The following is a 17,662-nucleotide window of genomic DNA, read 5'->3' on the forward strand; positions in this document are numbered from 1 at the left end:
CGTCTCACCCGGCTGACCAGAGCTGCTCGGCCTCGAGCGTGAGGTCGATGACCTGACGGAGCAGTGCTCCGACGGTGGTCGACTGCAGCAGGGTGAACTGGTCGTACTCGCCGAGCGGGGCGATCGCGGCGAGCTGCCAGGAGGCGGCGAGGGGGTCGTCGGAGATCTCGGTGTCCGAATCCCACCGCCCGTCGGCGCGAGAGAGCACCCGCCGAACGATCGCCTCCGCCTCCGTGCGCAGCGGGGTGAGCGCCTCGTTCCAGGTGAGATGGGGGAGCAGCGAGACCTCCGCGCGCGGATAGGGGTCGTCGTCCAGCCATCGCTCGACCGTGAAGCGCTGAGTGCCGACGGCGACCGTGCGCAGCACCTCCGCACCCGCCGTCACGCTCACCAGGCGGGCCAGGGTGCCGACGCCGCTGCGTCGATCGCCGCCTCCGACCTCGTGTCCGCGTTCGATGAGCACGACGCCGAACTGCGGGTCGTCGTCATCGAGCAGCTGACCGATCATCGTGAGGTATCGGGGTTCGAACACCCGCAGGGGGAGCGGGGTGTACGGGAAGAGCACCGAGCCGAGCGGGAACATCGGTATTGCAGTCATGACCCCAGTCAACACCGCGCGACGTACAGTGAACAGATGCGCAGACCCCGCCCCGACACTCCCGGCCCCGGACAGGAATCCGTCTGGGACTATCCACGGCCCCCGCGGGTCGAGCCCGTGCCGGAGCGCGTCACGATCAGGCTGGGCGGCGAGGTGATCGCGGACACGACGGATGCCGTGCGCGTTCTCGAGACGAGCCACCCGCCCGTCTACTACCTCCCGATCGAGGACTTCGTCGACGGCGCGCTCGTGGATGCCCCAGGCTCGTCGTTCTGCGAGTTCAAGGGAGCGGCCCGCTATCTCGACGTCCGAGGCGGCGGAACGAGCGCCCCGGGCGCGGCCTGGAACTACCCGCAGCCGTCGCCCGGCTTCGCCGTGCTCGCCGACCGGGTCGCGGTGTACGCCGGGCCGATGGACGCCTGCACGGTCGGAGACGAGGTCGTCACGCCGCAGCCGGGAGGCTTCTACGGCGGGTGGGTGACGTCGACCGTCGCCGGACCTTTCAAGGGCATCCCGGGCTCGATGGGCTGGTAGCCCGGAAGTCAGTCAGCTCAGAAGGCACGCAGGTTCGCCTGCAGCCCGCCGTCGACGTACTCCCGGCGTAGGATGCGGCGTCTGCGCAGCACCGGAACGAGCTCGTCGAGCGTGCGGTGCAGTGTGACCGGGTGGAAGTCGCCCCACAGCAGCACGCCGTCGTTCCCCCACTCGCCGAGTTCCTCCACGAGGTCGACGAACTCCTCAGCCGTACCCACGAAGCCCGTGCGGTCGGTGATGCGGCCGGCTCTGGCGAGGGCCGTGAGGTGAGCGCGGAGCGGCGCGTCGTCACCGCGGTCGCCCACCAATCGCTGGATGCTGCCTCGCGAGACGTGCGGCCCGAAGATCGAGAGGTCCAACGGGCGGTCGAGGTCCAGCGTCGTGAGATCGGTCTCCAGGTCGCTCGACTGCTTGCGGGCGATCTGCACGAGTGCGGCGTCGTCGGGGTGTGCCGAGGCGGCGACGATACGGTCCGCTTCTTCCGCGGAGGTGGTGATCACCGGCTGGATCGCGAAGAGGATCCGGATGTCGTCGGGCGTGCGCCCCGCCGCGACGGCGGCGTCGTGGATCTTCGCACGGTAGGCCCGGATCGACGCCTCGTCCAGCGGGGCGAGTGCGAGCTGCACGTCGGAGTTCGCACCAGCGAAACCGAGACCGCGCCCGGAGCCTCCGGGTGAGACGATCGCCGGCTCGCCGTCCGTGAAGGGAATCGCGTTGAGCGGACCGTCGAACGAGTAGTGCTCGCCCCGGTGCTGCGTCGCGGAGAGCCGGGTGCCGTCGGCGTACACGCCGGTCGAGCGGTCGGCGACGAGCGCACCGTCCTCCCAGCTGCGCCAGAGCGAGCGGATGCCGTCCAGCCACTCCTCTGCGCGGTCGTACGCCTCGTCGTGGCCGAGCTGCGCGGCATCCGAGAAGTGTCGTGCGCTGCCGGTGTCGGTGACGACGTTGAGGCCGAGACGGTGTGCGCTCAGGTGCTGCAGCGTCGCGAACTGGCGGGCGGCCGTGTACGGGAGGTAAGCCGCGGGGTTGACCGTCGGCACCACGCCGAGATGCCGCGTCGCCTGGAAGAGATACGGCGCGAGCAGCAGCGGGTCGTGCTTGGGTCCGCCGAACGCATGCCGGACCCGGAGGTCGATGGTCTCCCGCGAACCCATCGACGGCGCGTCCTCGATGATGACGAGGTCGAAGCCGGCCTGCTCCAGAGTGCGCGCCGCCTCCTGGTAGATCTCGGGGCGCGTCCAGTCGTAGTCCCAGTCGAGCGAGGGGTAGCCCCAGCCCTGCGGTCCGAAACCGCGGGCGAGGAACCACCCGAAGTGCTGGAGCCTGCTCATGCCACGGCCTCGCGGGCGGGGGCGAGGACGCGCGAGAGGTCGGCGATCAGGTCGGCGACGTCTTCGATGCCGATCGACAGGCGGAGGGTGCCGGGGCGCACGCCGAGCACCTCACGCTCCTCGTCCGTGCGCGAGGCGTGGCTCGTGGTGGCGGGGTGCAGCACGAGAGAGCGCACGTCGCCGATGTGCGTCATGTGCGTGAAGACGCGGACGTCCTCGACGAAGGCGCGCGCGGCTTCGAGACCGCCGCGCAGGGTGAAGGTGAAGATCGAGCCGTATCCGCCGGTCAGGTACGTCGCCGCGAGGCGGTGGTGCGGGTGACTCTCGAGCCCCAGGTAGTCGACGCTCTCGACCGCGTCCTGCGCCGTCAGCCAGCGGGCGACCTCCAGCGCGTTGCGCGACTGCCGCTCGACGCGGAGTCCCAGCGTCTCGGCGCCCTGTCCGATGAGGAAGGCGTTGAGCGGCGAGGGCGACGCGCCGAACCGTGGCGCGACCGACTCGCGGGCGTACGCGAGTCGTGCGTTGCCCCCGTGTCGTGCGGCCACGCTCGCGAGGCCGCCGCGGCCGGGCAGCACGAGGTGCGGGGCGTTGTGACCGGCCTTCGCCGCGTCGAAGCGTCCGTCGTCGACGAGCACACCGCCCAGCACCGACCCGTGCCCGGCGAGGAACTTCGAGGCGGAGTGGACGACGATCGCGGCTCCGTGCTCGATAGGTCGGATGAGGTACGGGGTGGCGAGCGTGTTGTCGACGATGAGCGGGATCGCCGACTCGTCGCCGACGGCGCTGACGGCTGCGATGTCGAGCAGGTCGTTCCGCGCGTTCGCGATCGACTCCGCGAACAGCGCCCTCGTGTTGGGGCGGATGGCCTCTCGCCACGCATCGGGGTCGTCGATGTCATCGACGAACGTCGTCTCGATGCCGAGACGGGTGAGGTTGTCGAGGAAGAGGCCGCGTGTTCCCTCATAGATGTGGGTGGACGAGACGACGTGGTCGCCGGCGCCCGCCACCGTGAGAAGCGCCGTGGCGACCGCTGCCTGACCGCTCGCGACGAGCACCGCGTCGGCTCCGGCCTCGAGGGCGGCGAGCTGACGCTCGACGGCTCGGACCGTCGGATTGCCGGTGCGGGTGTACCCGAATCCGTCGCCCGTACCGAAGTGGTTCGCCGCGTGATCGAAGTCATCGAACTCGAAGCCCGCCGTGAGGTAGATCGGCGTCGCGCGCGACGTCGCCGGCTGCTGATTCCGGGCGGCGTGAACGGCCTTGGTGGCGAAGCCGAGGGAGTCGTCGGTCATGCGGGTGCCTCTCGATGGTGCGGGTCACAGTACTGTGTCACGGCGTGACTCGCCGCGCGGAAGCGGTGGTAACCTGACGTCATGCGGATCGTGCTCCTTCTTAGCGGCCGCGACGAGACCTCGTTCTGAGCCCCTCCTCGTCGCGGAGTCCATCGTGGGCCGAACCGCCAGCTTCAGGAGAACCGCATTGAACACCCCCGCATCGGAGTCCGCTCCCGCACGCCGCAGGACACTCGCCGAGAAGGTCTGGGACGACCACTTGGTCGTCAAGGGCGAGAACGGCGAGCCCGACCTCATCTACATCGACCTGCACCTCGTCCACGAGGTGACGAGCCCGCAGGCCTTCGACGGCCTGCGCGCGGAGGGGCGTCCGCTCCGTCGTCTCGATCTCACGATCGCCACGGAGGACCACAACACCCCCACCTGGGAGATCGACAAACCGATCGCCGACCTCACGAGCCGCACCCAGATCGAGACCCTGCGTCGCAACGCCGCGGAGTTCGGCGTGCGGCTGCACTCCCTCGGCGACGCGGAGCAGGGCATCGTGCACGTCGTCGGCCCGCAGCTCGGCCTGACGATGCCGGGCATCACGGTGGTCTGCGGTGACTCGCACACCTCGACCCACGGCGCGTTCGGTGCCATGGCGTTCGGCATCGGCACCAGCGAGGTCGAGCACGTGATGGCCACGCAGACCCTGCCGCTCAAGCCCTTCAAGACGATGGCTATCACCGTCGAGGGCACGCTGCGCCCCGGGGTGACGGCGAAGGACATCATCCTCGCGGTCATCGCGAAGATCGGCACCGGCGGCGGGCAGGGCTATGTGCTCGAGTACCGCGGCAGTGCGATCCGCGCCCTCTCGATGGAGGGGCGCATGACGATCTGCAACATGTCGATCGAAGCCGGTGCCCGCGCGGGCATGGTCGCGCCGGACGAGACGACATTCGCGTACCTGGAGGGGCGTCCGCACGCGCCGAAGGGGCAGGACTGGGAGGATGCCGTCGCCTACTGGCGCACGCTCCCCACCGACGAGGGCGCCGAGTTCGACGCCGAGGTGTTCATCGACGCCGACGAGCTCGAGCCGTTCGTCACCTGGGGTACCAACCCCGGCCAGGGCAGCTCCCTGTCGGCATCCGTGCCGAACCCGTCGGAGATCGCCGATCCGAACGAGCGAGCCGCCGCCGAGCGCGCGCTGGAGTACATGGATCTGACGCCGGGCACGCCGCTCAAGGAGGTGCCGGTCGACGCCGTCTTCATGGGCTCGTGCACCAACAGCCGCATCGAGGACCTGCGGGCCTTCGCATCGATCATCAAGGGCAAGAAGAAGGCCGACGGCGTCCGCGTCATGGTCGTCCCCGGATCAGCTCGCGTGCGTCTGGAGGCCGAGGCCGAGGGCCTCGACCAGGTGATCAAGGACTTCGGGGCGGAGTGGCGGTTCGCCGGGTGCTCGATGTGCCTCGGCATGAACCCTGATCAGCTGGCACCGGGCGAGCGCTGCGCCTCCACGTCGAACCGCAACTTCGAAGGCCGCCAGGGCAAGGGCGGCCGCACGCACCTCGTGTCGCCCCTGGTGGCCGCGGCGACCGCGATCCGCGGCACCCTGTCGAGTCCCAGTGACCTGAGCGAGACGGTGGAGGTCTGACCATGGAGAAGTTCACGACGCACACGGGGATCGCCGCACCGCTGAAGCGGTCGAACGTCGACACCGACCAGATCATCCCCGCCGTCTTCCTCAAGCGCGTCACCAAGACGGGCTTCGACGACGCCCTGTTCCACGGCTGGCGACAGGATCCGGACTTCGTACTGAACCAGGCGCCGTTCCAGGGCGCGAGCGTGCTGGTGGCCGGTCCCGACTTCGGAACCGGTTCGAGCCGCGAGCACGCGGTCTGGGCACTGCGCGATTACGGATTCAAGGTCGTCCTGAGTCCGCGGTTCGCCGACATCTTCCGGGGCAACTCGGGCAAGCAGGGTCTGCTCGCCGCGACGATCTCGGAAGAGGATCTCGAGCGCATCTGGGCGGAGATCGACCGGAATCCCGGCGCATCCATCACCGTCGACCTCGAGGCGCGCACCGCGTCGATCGGCGACATCCAGGCCGTGATCGGTATCGACGATTACACTAGATGGCGGCTCCTCGAAGGGCTCGATGACATCGGGCTCACCCTGCGCAACGAAGACAAGATCGCGCAGTTCGAGGCCCGCCGCGAGTCGTGGCGGCCCCGGACTCTCCCTGTTCAGTGAACGGAGGGGCGGGGGAGCCGAGGGCGACCCCGCCCCGATTTCCTGAACGAAGTGAGGCCCGAATGACGACACCTGTGCGCGACGCTCTCCCCGACGGGGTGCCCCCGCTGACCGGAGACGTCCTCGCCATTCGAGGAGGGCGACCGCTGCGCGGTCGCGTCGACGTCAAGGGCGCGAAGAACCTCGCGACCAAGGCGATGGTGGCGACTCTGCTCGGGGAGACCGCCAGCACGCTACGCGACGTACCCGCGATCAGCGACGTCGCCGTGGTGCGGTCGCTGCTCGAAGTGCACGGAGTGCGGGTGTCCGAGGGCGATGAGCCCGGATCGCTCACCTTCGACCCGAGCGACGTCGAATCCGCCCACTTCGAGGAGATCGACGCCCACGCCGGGGCCTCGCGCATCCCGATCCTCTTCTGCGGCCCTCTGCTGCACAGGCTCGGACAGGCATTCATCCCCGACCTCGGCGGATGCCGCATCGGCGACCGCCCCATCGACTTCCACCTCGACGCGCTCCGCAAGTTCGGCGCCACGGTCGAGAAGCTGCCGAGCGGCATCCGCCTCTCCACGGGTGGAACCCGTCTGCACGGCGCGAACATCCACCTGCCGTACCCGAGCGTCGGCGCCACGGAGCAGGTGCTGCTCACCGCGGTGCGCGCCGAGGGCGTGACCGAGCTGCGCAACGCCGCGATCGAGCCCGAGATCATGGACCTGATCGCGGTGCTGCAGAAGATGGGCGCCATCATCTCGTACGAGCCGAACCGCGTGATCCTCATCGAGGGCGTGGAGAAGCTGCGCGGCTACGATCACCGGTCGATCTTCGACCGCAACGAGGCGGCGTCCTGGGCGTCCGCCGCGCTCGCGACCGACGGCGAGATCTTCGTCGGCGGCGCGAAGCAGCAGGAGATGCTCACGTTCCTCAACGTCTTCCGCAAGGCCGGCGGCTGGTTCGACATCCAGGAGGACGGCATCCTCTTCCGTCGCGAGGGCGAGCTCAAGCCCGTCGTCGTCGAGACCGACGTGCACCCGGGCTTCATGACCGACTGGCAGCAGCCGCTGGTCGTCGCCCTCACCCAGGCGAAGGGCCGCTCGATCGTTCACGAGACGGTGTACGAGAACCGCCTCGGCTTCACCGACGCCCTCGTCAAGATGGGCGCCGACATCGTCGTGCACCCGCGCGGACTGCAGGCCGGACCCCGTCGTGTGCCGCGCCGCGACCTCGAGCAGGCAGCCGTCATCACGGGCCCGACGCCGCTGCACGGCGCCGACATCGTCGTGCCGGACCTCCGCGGCGGCTACAGCCACGTGATCGCTGCGCTCACGGCTGAAGGCGAGTCGAAGGTGTCGGGTGTCGACATCCTCAGCCGCGGCTACGAGAAGTTCCTCGCCAAGCTCGACGCTCTCGGCGCCGACTTCGACGTCCTCCGGTGACCCCGATGGGTTCCCGGTCGACGGAGACCACGCGGCCGAGCCTGTTCTGGCCGCTCGCGGCGATCGTGATCCCGGCGATCTCGCTGCTGGCGAAGATCCGCATCACGGGTGCCGAGAAGCTCCCGCAGAACGGTGCCTTCGTCCTGGCGCCGAACCACTACTCCGAGTTCGACCCGCTCATCGTGGCGCTGGCGGTGTGGCGCATCGGTCGCGCGCCGCGGTTCATGGCGAAGGAGAGCCTGTTCCGGGTGCCGGTGCTGGGATGGTTCCTCACCCACACGGGCATGATCCCCGTCGCGCGCACGTCGTCGGCGTCGGCGGCCAAGCAGACGATGAAGCAGTCGGAGGAGCTCGTCGAGCACGGCCGCGGAGTGATCGTCTACCCCGAGGGCACGCTCACGCGCGACCCCGACATGTGGCCGATGCGCGGAAAGTCGGGCGCGGTCCGGCTCGCTCTCGCCGACGGCATCCCACTCATCCCGATGGCGCACTGGGGCACCCAGGCGATCATGGGGCGGTATCAGAAGGGCCTGAGCCTCTGGCCGCTGCGCAAGCGGGTGGAGGTCGTGGTCGGCGACCCCGTCGACGTCTCGGATCTCCGCGGTCGTGCGAGCGAGCCGGCCGCGCTGAACGAGGCTACAAACCGGCTCATGAACGCCATCACGGCACTGCTCGAGGAGCTGCGCGACGAGAAGGCACCGGCCGAGCGCTGGAACCCCACTGCCCACGGACAGAAGGAGACGGGTCGCCTTGACTCCTAAGCGGACGATTCCGAGCGGTCCCCGGGTCGCGGTGATCGGCGCCGGAAGCTGGGGGACCACCTTCGGCAAGATCCTCGCCGACGGCGGCGCGCAGGTGACGATGTGGGCGCGTCGCGCCGAGCTCGCGCACGAGATCGATGAGGCCAAGCGCAACTCGAAGTATCTGCCCGGCATCAATCTGCCGCGCACGATGAGCGCCACACACGAGCTGGCCGTCGCGATGCGAGGCGTCGACCAGGTCTACCTCTCGGTGCCGAGCCAGTCGTTGCGCGAGAACCTCAAGGCCCTGCGGCCCCTGCTCGCCGGGAACGATGCGAAGATCGTCAGCCTCATGAAGGGCGTCGAGCGCTCGACGGGTCTGCGCATGAGCCAGGTCATCGAGCAGGAGCTGCGGTGCGATCCCGAGCGCATCGCCGTCGCATCCGGCCCGAACCTCGCGCTGGAGATCGCGCGGGAGCAGCCGACGGCTGCCGTGATCTCCTCGCGCAGCCAGGAGACGGCTGAGGAGGTCGCTCGCGCCGCTCGCAACGACTACTTCCGCACCTTCGTGAACACCGACGTGATCGGCACCGAGTTCGGCGGCGTGCTGAAGAACCTCATCGCCGTCGCGATCGGCATCGTCGACGGGGTCGGCTACGGCGAGAACACCAAGGCGTCGATCATCACCCGGGGGCTCGTCGAGATGACCGACTTCGCGGTCGCGAACGGCGCCCATCCCGAGACGCTGCAGGGACTCGCGGGGCTCGGCGACCTCATCGCGACGTGCCAGTCGCCGCTGAGTCGGAACAACACGGCCGGGCGTCTGCTCGGCCAGGGATACAGCTTTCAGGACGTGGTGAAGCAGATGCAGCAGACGGCCGAGGGACTCGCTTCCGTCGCGCCGGTGCTGCAGCTCGCCCGCGAATCCGACGTGGACATGCCCATCGTCGAACAGGTGAAGATGGTGCTCGACGGGAAGATGGATCCCCGCGACATCGCACCCCACCTCACGACGGACGACGACACCCCGCAGGGGGAGAGGACCAACCATGGACAAGCAGAGGGTGGTGGTGCTCTTCGGCGGGCGCTCCAGCGAGCATTCGATCAGTTCCGCAACGGCGGGCGGAGTGCTGGGCGCGATCGATCGTGACCGCTACGACGTGATCCCGGTGGGGATCACGCGGGAGGGCGCCTTCGTCCTCGAGGACGACGACCCGGCGAAGTTCCCACTCGATGCCGCGCATCTTCCCGAGGTGGTCGACAACGGCACTCGCGTGCTCTGGCCCGAACCAGGGGGGAATCGCACCCTGCGCGTGGTGCAGGCGGATGGAACGATCGACGGGCTCGGCGAGATCGACGTCGTGCTGCCGATCCTGCACGGCCCGCACGGCGAGGACGGCACGATCCAGGGTTACTTCGACACGCTCGAGGTACCGTACGCCGGCGGCGGCGTGCTCGACTCGGCGCTCTGCATGGACAAGCACTTCATGAAGGTGGCGCTGCAGGCCGCCGGTATCGCCGTCGCCCCGTGGCGCACGGTGCGTGCGAAAGAGTGGGCGTCGGATCCGGATGCCGTGCGCGCCGCCGCTGCGGAGCTCGGATCGCCGCTCTTCGTGAAGCCGGCTCGGGCCGGGTCGAGCGTCGGGGTGTCGAAGGTCGAAGTGCTCGACGAGCTCGACGCGGCCCTCGCGATCGCCTTCGCGGAGGACGACAAGGTTCTCATCGAGACCGGTGTCGTCGGCCGCGAGATCGAGGTCGCGGTGCTCGAGGGCGCCGAGGGCGTCCGTGCGTCTCTTCCCGGAGAGATCGTGCTCACCTCGCGCGGCTTCTACGACTTCGAGGGCAAGTACCTCGGCGGCGACGGCGTGGACGTCGTCTGTCCGGCCGACCTCGACGAGGTAGAGGTGACAGCCATCCAGGATGTCGGCATCCGCGCCTTCGAGGCGGTGGATGGTCGCGGCCTGGCCCGTGTCGACATGTTCCTCACCGCGTCGGGCGAGCTCGTCGTCAACGAGCTGAACACGATGCCCGGCTTCACCCCGATCTCGATGTTCCCCAAGTGCTGGGTCGTCTCGGGGCTGAGCTACGGAGATCTCATCTCCGAGCTGATCGAGGCCGGTCTGCGTCGCTGAACGCCAGGCCTCGGCGGCGCTGACGAGGCGCCTCGGCCGCGCTCAAGGCAGCGGCTCGACCGCTGGCGATCAGCCCTCGGCCGAGCCGTCGTCGGTGCTCTCGCCTGTGCCGTCGTCGGTAGGGACGCGATCCGTGCACCGCGCCGTGGCGGGTACCAGGCCGGCCCTGATGCTCGTCGACAACTGCTCCACGACCGTGCGGAAGTCGATCTCGGAACCGCGACGGATGATCACCTCGACAGCCGGGTCCCGTCCGTAGGTGACGAGACGCTGGCGCTCCTCCTCCTGATCGAGCACGAGCCAGTCGACACCGCCGATCGTGGTGCACACGTCGGTCGACGGTGCCGGCGGCTCGACGCCGCAGCGGAGCACGACGGTCGGATCGCCCCAGGCGCCGGTGGCCTGAGCGTCGGTCCAGACCCGGTCGAGATCGCCCACCGCGTCGGGCAGGAGCACCGAGACCTCGGCGCACGCCGGGTTGTTCGCGTCGTCGGCCGGCTCCAGGTGGATCGTGGTCGAGCAGCCGGCGAGTCCGGCCGCGGCGACCAGCATGCCCGCGACGAGAAGCAGACGGCGAGAAGGGGGCATGCATCCAGGCTACCTTTGACTGCATGCCCTCCCGACCCGATGCCGACGACCCGCGCCTGGGCGACCTGTCGGAGGGGGAGATCCTCCGCGCCATCCTCGCGCGGACGTCACAGGCGTCGCACACGCTGATCGGGCCCGGCGACGACGCAGCGGTCATCGCCGCTCCATCCGGATCCGTCGTCGCGACGACCGACACCCTCGTGCACGGTCCGGACTTCCGACTCGCCTGGTCGAGCGGATTCGACCTGGGCTGGAAGGCGGCGGCGGTCAATCTCGCCGACGTGGCCGCGATGGGCGCGCGTCCGACGGCCCTTCTCGTGGCTCTGGCGGTGCCGCGCGACCTCCGGCTCTCCTTCGTGGAGCGCCTCGCGGACGGATTCCGCGAGGCGTGTGCGGCGCTGGCGCCAGGCTGCGCGGTCGTCGGCGGCGACCTGACCGTGTCGGACGTGCTCACCGTCGCCGTCACCGCGCTGGGCGATCTGGAAGGGCGGGCTCCGATCACCCGCAGCGGCGCGCGTCCCGGCGACACGGTCGCGGTCGCGGGCGAGCTCGGTCATGCCGCGCAGGGACTCCAGCTGCTCTTCGGCCGGTTCCGCGACGGCGAGACCCCGGTGCCCGTGGACGCCGCCGCGCTAGGCGAAGGCGATCGTGCGGCACTCGATGCTCAGCTGCGCCCATCGCCGCCGATCGGGCTCGGACCCATGGCCGCGACCGCCGGTGCCACGGCGATGATGGACATCTCCGACGGGCTCGCACTGGACGCACGGCGCATGGCGGCGGCATCCGGGGTGACGATCGACCTGTCGGCGGCGGCGCTCGGCAGTGATCCAGTACGCGCTCTCGCCGGAGGAGAGGACCATGCGCTGCTGGCCGCGTTCCCCGGTGAGGCTCTGCCGCCGGGCTTCCGGCGCATCGGCGAGGTTGCAGAGCGATCGGAGCACGACCTGCTCCTCGACGGGAAGCCGGTCGACATCAGCGGCTGGGATCCCTACCGCGACTGGGACTCGGCGTCAGGCTGAGTCGTCGGCCGACCCTCGGGGCACCGCCCACCACAGGGTCGTGTCGCCGTAGGTCTTCTCGCGGAGCAGCTCGAGTCCGGCGGCGGCGAGGTCGGGCGGAGTGGACCGTCGCGCACGCTCGATCACGACCAGCGCCTCCGGCGCGAGGAGGGGCGTGAGGGCGACGAGGTCGCCGGTCATCGCCTCATCGACGAGGTCATAGGGCGGGTCGGTGAAGACGAGGTCGAACGGCCCGGTCGCACGCTGCAGGAACGCGCGAGCGCTGCTCTGATGCACACGCGCAGGAGAGAGCCCCCCGGCCTTCGCGACGACGCCGGCGTTGCGCCGGATGATCCCGGTTGCGGTCCGAGCGTGCTCGACGAGATCGACGGATGAGGCGCCCCGGCTCAGCGCTTCCAGACCGAGCGCCCCCGAGCCCGCGTAAAGATCGAGGACACGCGCGCCGACCATCGCGTCGGCGGATTCGAGCGCGCCGAACAGCGACTCGCGCACCCGGTCGCTCGTGGGGCGGGTTCCGCTTCCCGGCACGTCCAGTCGGGCGCCTCTGGCGGCTCCGGCGATGATCCTCGTCACCCGTTCACGATACGACAGCGCCCGTGCGCGCCGTGTCGGCGCCTTCTTCTAGACTCGGATCATGCCGCTCTCGCTCGACACGTCTCTGCAGGAGACGCTCGGTGCGACCCCGGCGAAGGCGCTCGACCGGGCGTTCGGGATGACGACCGTGGGCGACCTGCTCTCGCACTATCCGCGGCGGTACGCGGATCCGGGTGAGCTCACCCCGATCCGAGAGCTCCCGATCGGCGAGACCGTCACGATCGTGGCCGAGGTGCTGTCGTCGAGCGCTCGAGCGATGCGCAACCGGCGCGGCGCGATGGCCGACGTGGTGATCGGCGACGGCATCGGCAAGATGTCGCTGACGTTCTTCGCGAAGAACCTCGGCGCGGCGAAATGGCGGGCCGAGGAGCTGGCGGTCGGGCGCCGGGGCGTGTTCTCCGGCAAGGTCGGGGAGTTCAACGGCGTGACCCAGTTCGCGCACCCCGAGTACGAGCTCTTCGACGACGAGGATGCCGCGCGGCGGCGTGCGGACGCCCGTGCCGCCGTCCTCATTCCGATCTACCCGGCGACCTCCAGCCTGCAGACGTGGCAGATCGCGAAGTTCGTCGGGCGGGTGCTCGATGACCTCGGCGATGTGCCGGAGCCGCTCGCCCCCGAGGTCCGGACCAGGGAGGAGCTGCTGACGGCGCGTGAGGCGCTCGAGCAGATACATCGTCCCAAGACCCGCAACGACATCGACCCTGCCGTCCGCACGCTGCGCATGCACGAGGCGCTCACTCTGCAGACGGCCCTGCTGCAGCAGCGCGATGCGGTGCGCGCGCTCTCCGCGACGACCCGTCCGGCGAGACCGGGAGGACTCCTCGAGAGGTTCGACGCGGCGCTTCCGTACTCGCTCACGCCCGACCAGCAGACGGTCGGCGAGCAGATCGCCCACGACCTGGTCGGGTCGTGGCCCATGAACAGGCTCGTTCAGGGCGAGGTGGGGTCGGGTAAGACCCTCGTGGCCCTGCGTGCCATGCTCCAGGTCGCCGAGTCCGGCGGTCAGGCCGCGCTCATCGCACCGACCGAGGTGCTCGCAGGGCAGCACCTCCGATCGATCACGAAGATGCTCGGGCCGCAGCTCGCTCCTCTGGTCATGCCGACTCTGCTGACGGGGCAGATGCCGGCCGCCGAGAGACGGAAGGCCGCGCTGCGGGTCGCATCGGGCCAGTCGCTCATCGTCGTCGGCACACATGCTCTGCTCGGCGACAAGACGACGTTCGCCGATCTCGGACTCGTCGTCGTCGACGAGCAGCATCGGTTCGGCGTCGAGCAGCGCGAGGCGCTCCGCGCGAAGGGGTCGAGCCCGCACGCCCTCGTGCTGACGGCGACGCCGATCCCTCGGACGGTCGCGATGACCGTGTTCGGCGACCTCGACACGTCGGTCATCCGCACGATGCCGAAGGGGCGAGCCGGGATCGAGTCGTTCGTCGCACCCCTCGCCGAGCACCCGGGGTGGTTCAACCGCGTCTGGGAGCGTGCGGCCGAGGAGATCGCGCAGGGCCGCCAGGTGTTCGCCGTGTGCGCGGCGATCGACACGACCAAGAAGACCGCCGAGGTGGGGGAGCAGGCGCTTCTCCAGGGCGAGGGCGCCTCCGGTCCGAAGTGGGGCGTCGTGCAGCTCGACGAGGCCCTGGCCACGCACCCGACGCTCGGCGGTCTGCGCAGGGCGGTGCTCCACGGGCGCATGCCGTCGGACGAGAAGGATGCCGTGATGCAGTCCTTCGCCCGCGGAGACATCGACCTGCTGATCGCGACGACCGTGATCGAGGTCGGCGTCGACGTGCCCAACGCCTCGACCATGATCGTGCTCGACGCCGACCGCTTCGGCGTCTCGCAGCTGCATCAGCTCCGCGGGCGCGTGGGTCGAGGAGGCGTACCGGGTCTCTGCCTCCTCGTGACAGAGGCCGAAGCGGGCTCGGTCGCGCGCGAGCGCGTGGATGCCGTCGCCGCGACGCTCGACGGATTCGCCCTCGCGGAGGTCGATCTCGAGCTGCGCGGAGAGGGCGACGTGCTCGGAGCGGCCCAGGCCGGAGTGCGCTCCTCGCTCAAGCTCCTGCGCGTCGTCAAGGACTCCAAGCTCATCGTGCGGGCTCGGGAGCTGGCCGAGGCGATCCTCGCGGACGACCCCGATCTGACCGCGAATTCCGGTCTCCGCGCCGCTATCGCGCGTCGCGTGACGGAGGAAGACCGCGCCGCCCTCGCGAAGAACTGACCTCCGTTCGAGGTGCCCTAGGCTGGATGCATGAGCAGCCGGATCGCCGTCGTCCCGGGTTCCTTCGATCCGCCCACCCTCGGTCACCTCGATGTGATCAGGCGTGCCGCGAAGCTGTACGACGAGCTGCACGTCCTCGTCGTTCACAACCCCGGCAAGGAGGCGATGCTGCCGATCGCGCAGCGCATGTCGCTGCTGGAGCAGTCGATCGCCGAGGACGGGATGGACGGCAACGTCATCGTCGGGTCATGGAGCATGGGGCTGCTTGTGGACTACGCCCGCGACGTCGACGCCGGCGTCCTGGTCAAGGGCATCCGGTCGCAGGTGGACGTCGCCTATGAATCTCCGATGGCGATCGTCAACCGCCACCTCGCCGACATCGAGACGGTGTTCCTGCTGCCGGATCCTGCGCACGCCCTCGTGTCGAGCTCGCTCGTGCGGCAGGTCGCCGGTCTCGGCGGAGACATCTCACCGTTCGTGCCGCCCGCCGTCGCGTCGTTCCTGGACACCGGCTCCCGGGGCATCTGACGGGTGCCAGGCCGCGACCTCCGCACTCAGGCGCCGGCCAGCCCCGCCTCCTGCCGAGCCGGTAGCATTGCGGGGTGCGTTCCCGATTCAACGGCCCCTTCGTCCTCCCCGTCCGCGACATCGTTCGCAAGCCGGGGGAGATGCGCGAGCATGCCTTCACGGTGACACTCGACGAGCCGTGGGGCGAGGGCATCGTGTCGTTCGCTCAGGGGTCGCAGCTCGATCTCGACGTGCGGCTCGAGTCCGTTCACGAGGGCATTCTCGTGTCGGGCGCGGCGGACGGGGAGTACTCCGGAGTGTGCGGTCGATGCCTGACCGACATCGCCCGGCCCGTCGAAGTCGAGTTCCAGGAGCTTTTCGCGTATCCTGGTGAGGAAGAAACTGACTTCGAGGTTCAAGACGACCACGTGGATCTTGAAACTCTTGTCAGGGATGCGGCCGTATTGTCGCTTCCATTTCAGCCGGTGTGTCAGCCGGATTGCCCCGGGCTCGACCCGGTCACGGGCGAGAGGCTGACCGAGAGCACCGGATCGGAGCAGGCGGCTCCCATCGATCCTCGATGGAGCGCGCTCCAGCAGATCACAGACCAAGACGGCGCGGCAGAGAGCAGCGCCGCCGAGAAAGAAGAGAGCTAGTCATGGCTGGTAACCCCCCGAAGCGCAAGGTCTCCCGTTCCAACACCCGCTCGCGTCGTGCGCAGTGGAAGGCCGAGGCCCCCGCGCTCGTCAAGACCGTCGAGAACGGCAAGGTCGTCTACAGCCGTCCGCACCAGGCGAAGGTCGTCACCGACTCGCAGGGCACCGAGCTCTTCCTCGAGTACAAGGGCCGCAAGGTCGCTGACGTCTGAGTCGCGACTCCAGCTCGTGACAGAGGTCCCTGGGGGGACGAGACCTCTCCCTGAGAAGCTCCGCGTCGACATCGACGCGGAGCTTCTGGAGTTGGCGCTCACCCACCGCTCGTACGCCTACGAGCACGGGGGCATCCCTCACAACGAGCGCCTCGAGTTCCTGGGCGACTCCGTGCTCGGGCAGGCCGTGACCGTGATGCTGTTCACGAGCCACCCCGAACTCGACGAAGGCGCCCTCGCGAAGCGCCGCGCGAGCGTCGTGTCGACGGTCGCGCTGGCGGAGGTCGCGCGCGGCATCGAGCTGGGCAGCCACCTGCTTCTCGGCCGTGGTGAGGAGCAGACCGGCGGACGCGACAAGGACTCGATCCTCGCGGACACGATGGAGGCCGTGATCGGCGCCACGTTCCTGTCGGCTGGGCCGGAGGCCGCGACCGAGCTCGTGCTGCGGCTGACCGAACCTCTGCTCGCCGACCCCGAGCGCTACGGCGCGGCGATGGACCCGAAAACGAGCCTGCAGGAACTGGCAGCACGCCTCGGTCTGACGGCTCCGCAGTACTCCATCGAGGCCAGCGGCCCTGATCACGATCGTCGCTTCACGGCGACGGTGACCGTCGGCGACGTCAGTATGACCGGTCTCGGCAGCAGCAAGAAGACGGCCGAGATGGCCGCCGCGCTGAGTGCATGGCGTCTCCTGAACGAGCGTGCCTGAGCTTCCCGAGGTCGAGGTCGTGCGTGCCGGTCTCGCACCTGCCGCGATCGGCTCGCTCATCACCGCTGTCAGCGTGTTCGATGAACGCGCCCTGACCCGGCATGCGGCCGGACCCGAGGACTTCGTCGCCCGGCTCGAGGGACACCGCTTCGCGGCAGCCGACCGACGCGGCAAATTCCTCTGGCTTCCGCTCGACTCCGGCGACACGGCGCTGATCGCGCACCTCGGTATGAGCGGCCAGATGCTGCTCCGTGCGCCCGACGCGCCCGCCGAACGGCATGAGCGCATCAGGATCGGCCTCGAGCATCCGATCCACGGCGAACTGGCCGTCGTGTTCGCCGACCAGCGGACCTTCGGCTCGCTGGCCGTCGACGAGCTGCGCGACGATGGACCGTCGCGCATCCCCTCGCAGGTGCTGCACATCGCTCGCGATCCGATGGACCCGCTGTTCGACGACGCGACGTTCCTCGCCGCTCTGCGGCGGAGGAGCAGCGGGATCAAGCGCGTCCTGCTCGATCAGCAGGTGATCAGCGGTGTCGGCAACATCTACGCTGACGAGTCGCTGTGGGCGGCCCGCATCCATCCCGAGACCGCGGTATCCGCTCTCTCGACGCGAGCAGCCTCGCGGTTGCTCGCCGACATCCGCGCCGTGCTGGCCAAAGCCCTCGCCGAGGGCGGCACCAGCTTCGACGCGCAGTACGTCAACGTGAACGGTCAGGCCGGGTATTTCGCCCATTCCCTCAACGCCTACGGACGGGGAGGTGAACCGTGTCCGCGGTGCGGTGGCCCGATTCGGCGCACCGCGTTCATGAACCGGTCGAGCCACTACTGCCCGCGCTGTCAGCGCCGCCGCTGACCCGACCGGCG

Annotated in this window: 19 protein-coding genes; 14 read left to right on the top strand and 5 right to left on the bottom strand. The window is 69.6% G+C overall.

Going from position 1 to position 17,662, the window contains the following annotated elements:
• Positions 1-4 precede the first annotated feature (4 nt).
• Entirely contained in the window at positions 5-598 is a 594-nt protein-coding gene (locus tag AUC47_RS14705; protein ID WP_096715935.1) for an LON peptidase substrate-binding domain-containing protein, read from the bottom strand.
• A gap of 36 nt (positions 599-634) precedes the next feature.
• Here AUC47_RS14705 and AUC47_RS14710 point away from each other — a divergent pair, with 36 nt between their 5' ends.
• Positions 635-1,132, top strand: coding sequence for a DUF427 domain-containing protein (locus AUC47_RS14710; protein ID WP_096715936.1), 498 nt, complete (start codon positions 635-637; stop codon positions 1,130-1,132).
• A gap of 17 nt (positions 1,133-1,149) precedes the next feature.
• Here the strand turns inward: AUC47_RS14710 and AUC47_RS14715 are convergent, their stop codons facing one another.
• Together AUC47_RS14715 and AUC47_RS14720 are read right to left on the bottom strand one after the other, a co-directional pair.
• The gene (locus AUC47_RS14715) at positions 1,150-2,463 is read right to left on the bottom strand and encodes an LLM class flavin-dependent oxidoreductase (RefSeq protein WP_096715937.1); all 1,314 of its coding nucleotides are present in this window, start codon (positions 2,461-2,463) and stop codon (positions 1,150-1,152) included.
• On the bottom strand, positions 2,460-3,755 hold the full coding sequence (locus AUC47_RS14720; protein ID WP_096715938.1) for an O-acetylhomoserine aminocarboxypropyltransferase/cysteine synthase family protein: 1,296 nt from the start codon (positions 3,753-3,755) through the stop codon (positions 2,460-2,462). Before AUC47_RS14720 ends, AUC47_RS14715 begins: the two co-directional genes overlap by 4 nt.
• 187 nt (positions 3,756-3,942) lie before the next feature.
• On the opposite strand from AUC47_RS14720, the gene leuC reads away from it, so the two are divergent.
• The 6 genes from leuC (at position 3,943) to AUC47_RS14750 (ending at position 10,295) form a co-directional block, all read left to right on the top strand.
• The gene (gene leuC, locus AUC47_RS14725; RefSeq protein ID WP_096715939.1) at positions 3,943-5,394 is read left to right on the top strand and encodes a 3-isopropylmalate dehydratase large subunit; all 1,452 of its coding nucleotides are present in this window, start codon (positions 3,943-3,945) and stop codon (positions 5,392-5,394) included.
• A gap of 2 nt (positions 5,395-5,396) precedes the next feature.
• The gene (gene leuD, locus AUC47_RS14730) at positions 5,397-5,993 is read left to right on the top strand and encodes a 3-isopropylmalate dehydratase small subunit (protein WP_096715940.1); all 597 of its coding nucleotides are present in this window, start codon (positions 5,397-5,399) and stop codon (positions 5,991-5,993) included.
• A 62-nt stretch (positions 5,994-6,055) separates the two neighbouring features.
• Entirely contained in the window at positions 6,056-7,423 is a 1,368-nt protein-coding gene (gene murA, locus AUC47_RS14735; protein ID WP_096715941.1) for a UDP-N-acetylglucosamine 1-carboxyvinyltransferase, read from the top strand.
• 5 nt (positions 7,424-7,428) lie between these two features.
• Positions 7,429-8,184 carry a lysophospholipid acyltransferase family protein gene (locus AUC47_RS14740; protein WP_096715942.1) on the top strand — a complete coding sequence of 252 codons (756 nt, stop codon included), beginning with the start codon at positions 7,429-7,431 and terminating at the stop codon, positions 8,182-8,184.
• Positions 8,174-9,313, top strand: coding sequence for an NAD(P)H-dependent glycerol-3-phosphate dehydrogenase (locus tag AUC47_RS14745; RefSeq protein ID WP_096715943.1), 1,140 nt, complete (start codon positions 8,174-8,176; stop codon positions 9,311-9,313). The genes AUC47_RS14740 and AUC47_RS14745 overlap by 11 nt, the downstream gene beginning before the upstream one ends.
• Positions 9,213-10,295: a D-alanine--D-alanine ligase family protein gene (locus tag AUC47_RS14750; RefSeq protein WP_096715944.1), complete on the top strand. Its 1,083-nt coding sequence runs from the start codon at positions 9,213-9,215 to the stop codon at positions 10,293-10,295. The genes AUC47_RS14745 and AUC47_RS14750 overlap by 101 nt, the downstream gene beginning before the upstream one ends.
• Before the next feature lie 69 nt (positions 10,296-10,364).
• Here AUC47_RS14750 and AUC47_RS14755 read toward each other — a convergent pair whose 3' ends face one another.
• Complete coding sequence (locus AUC47_RS14755; protein ID WP_096715945.1) at positions 10,365-10,883, bottom strand: DUF3515 domain-containing protein; 519 nt, start codon at positions 10,881-10,883, stop codon at positions 10,365-10,367.
• Between the two features lie 23 nt (positions 10,884-10,906).
• Between AUC47_RS14755 and thiL the strand changes: the two genes are divergently transcribed.
• On the top strand, positions 10,907-11,902 hold the full coding sequence (gene thiL, locus AUC47_RS14760; protein ID WP_096715946.1) for a thiamine-phosphate kinase: 996 nt from the start codon (positions 10,907-10,909) through the stop codon (positions 11,900-11,902).
• Here the strand turns inward: thiL and rsmD are convergent.
• On the bottom strand, positions 11,894-12,475 hold the full coding sequence (gene rsmD / locus AUC47_RS14765; RefSeq protein WP_143740753.1) for a 16S rRNA (guanine(966)-N(2))-methyltransferase RsmD: 582 nt from the start codon (positions 12,473-12,475) through the stop codon (positions 11,894-11,896). The genes thiL and rsmD overlap by 9 nt on opposite strands.
• Before the next feature lie 61 nt (positions 12,476-12,536).
• Between rsmD and AUC47_RS14770 the strand changes: the two genes are divergently transcribed.
• The 6 genes from AUC47_RS14770 (at position 12,537) to mutM (ending at position 17,651) form a co-directional block, all read left to right on the top strand.
• A complete protein-coding gene (locus tag AUC47_RS14770; RefSeq protein WP_096715947.1) occupies positions 12,537-14,711 on the top strand; it encodes an ATP-dependent DNA helicase RecG in 2,175 nt (724 codons plus the stop codon).
• 30 nt (positions 14,712-14,741) lie between these two features.
• The gene (gene coaD / locus AUC47_RS14775; protein WP_096715948.1) at positions 14,742-15,239 is read left to right on the top strand and encodes a pantetheine-phosphate adenylyltransferase; all 498 of its coding nucleotides are present in this window, start codon (positions 14,742-14,744) and stop codon (positions 15,237-15,239) included.
• A gap of 140 nt (positions 15,240-15,379) precedes the next feature.
• Positions 15,380-15,874 carry a YceD family protein gene (locus tag AUC47_RS14780; protein WP_096716147.1) on the top strand — a complete coding sequence of 165 codons (495 nt, stop codon included), beginning with the start codon at positions 15,380-15,382 and terminating at the stop codon, positions 15,872-15,874.
• Between the two features lie 2 nt (positions 15,875-15,876).
• On the top strand, positions 15,877-16,086 hold the full coding sequence (rpmF, locus tag AUC47_RS14785; protein ID WP_050721097.1) for a 50S ribosomal protein L32: 210 nt from the start codon (positions 15,877-15,879) through the stop codon (positions 16,084-16,086).
• 16 nt (positions 16,087-16,102) lie between these two features.
• Entirely contained in the window at positions 16,103-16,795 is a 693-nt protein-coding gene (rnc, locus tag AUC47_RS14790) for a ribonuclease III (protein ID WP_096715949.1), read from the top strand.
• Positions 16,788-17,651, top strand: coding sequence for a bifunctional DNA-formamidopyrimidine glycosylase/DNA-(apurinic or apyrimidinic site) lyase (gene mutM / locus AUC47_RS14795; protein WP_096715950.1), 864 nt, complete (start codon positions 16,788-16,790; stop codon positions 17,649-17,651). Before rnc ends, mutM begins: the two co-directional genes overlap by 8 nt.
• Positions 17,652-17,662 lie beyond the last annotated feature (11 nt).

The sequence above is a fragment of the Microbacterium sp. SZ1 genome (genome assembly GCF_002362255.1).
Taxonomy (GTDB): Bacteria; Actinomycetota; Actinomycetes; order Actinomycetales; family Microbacteriaceae; genus Microbacterium.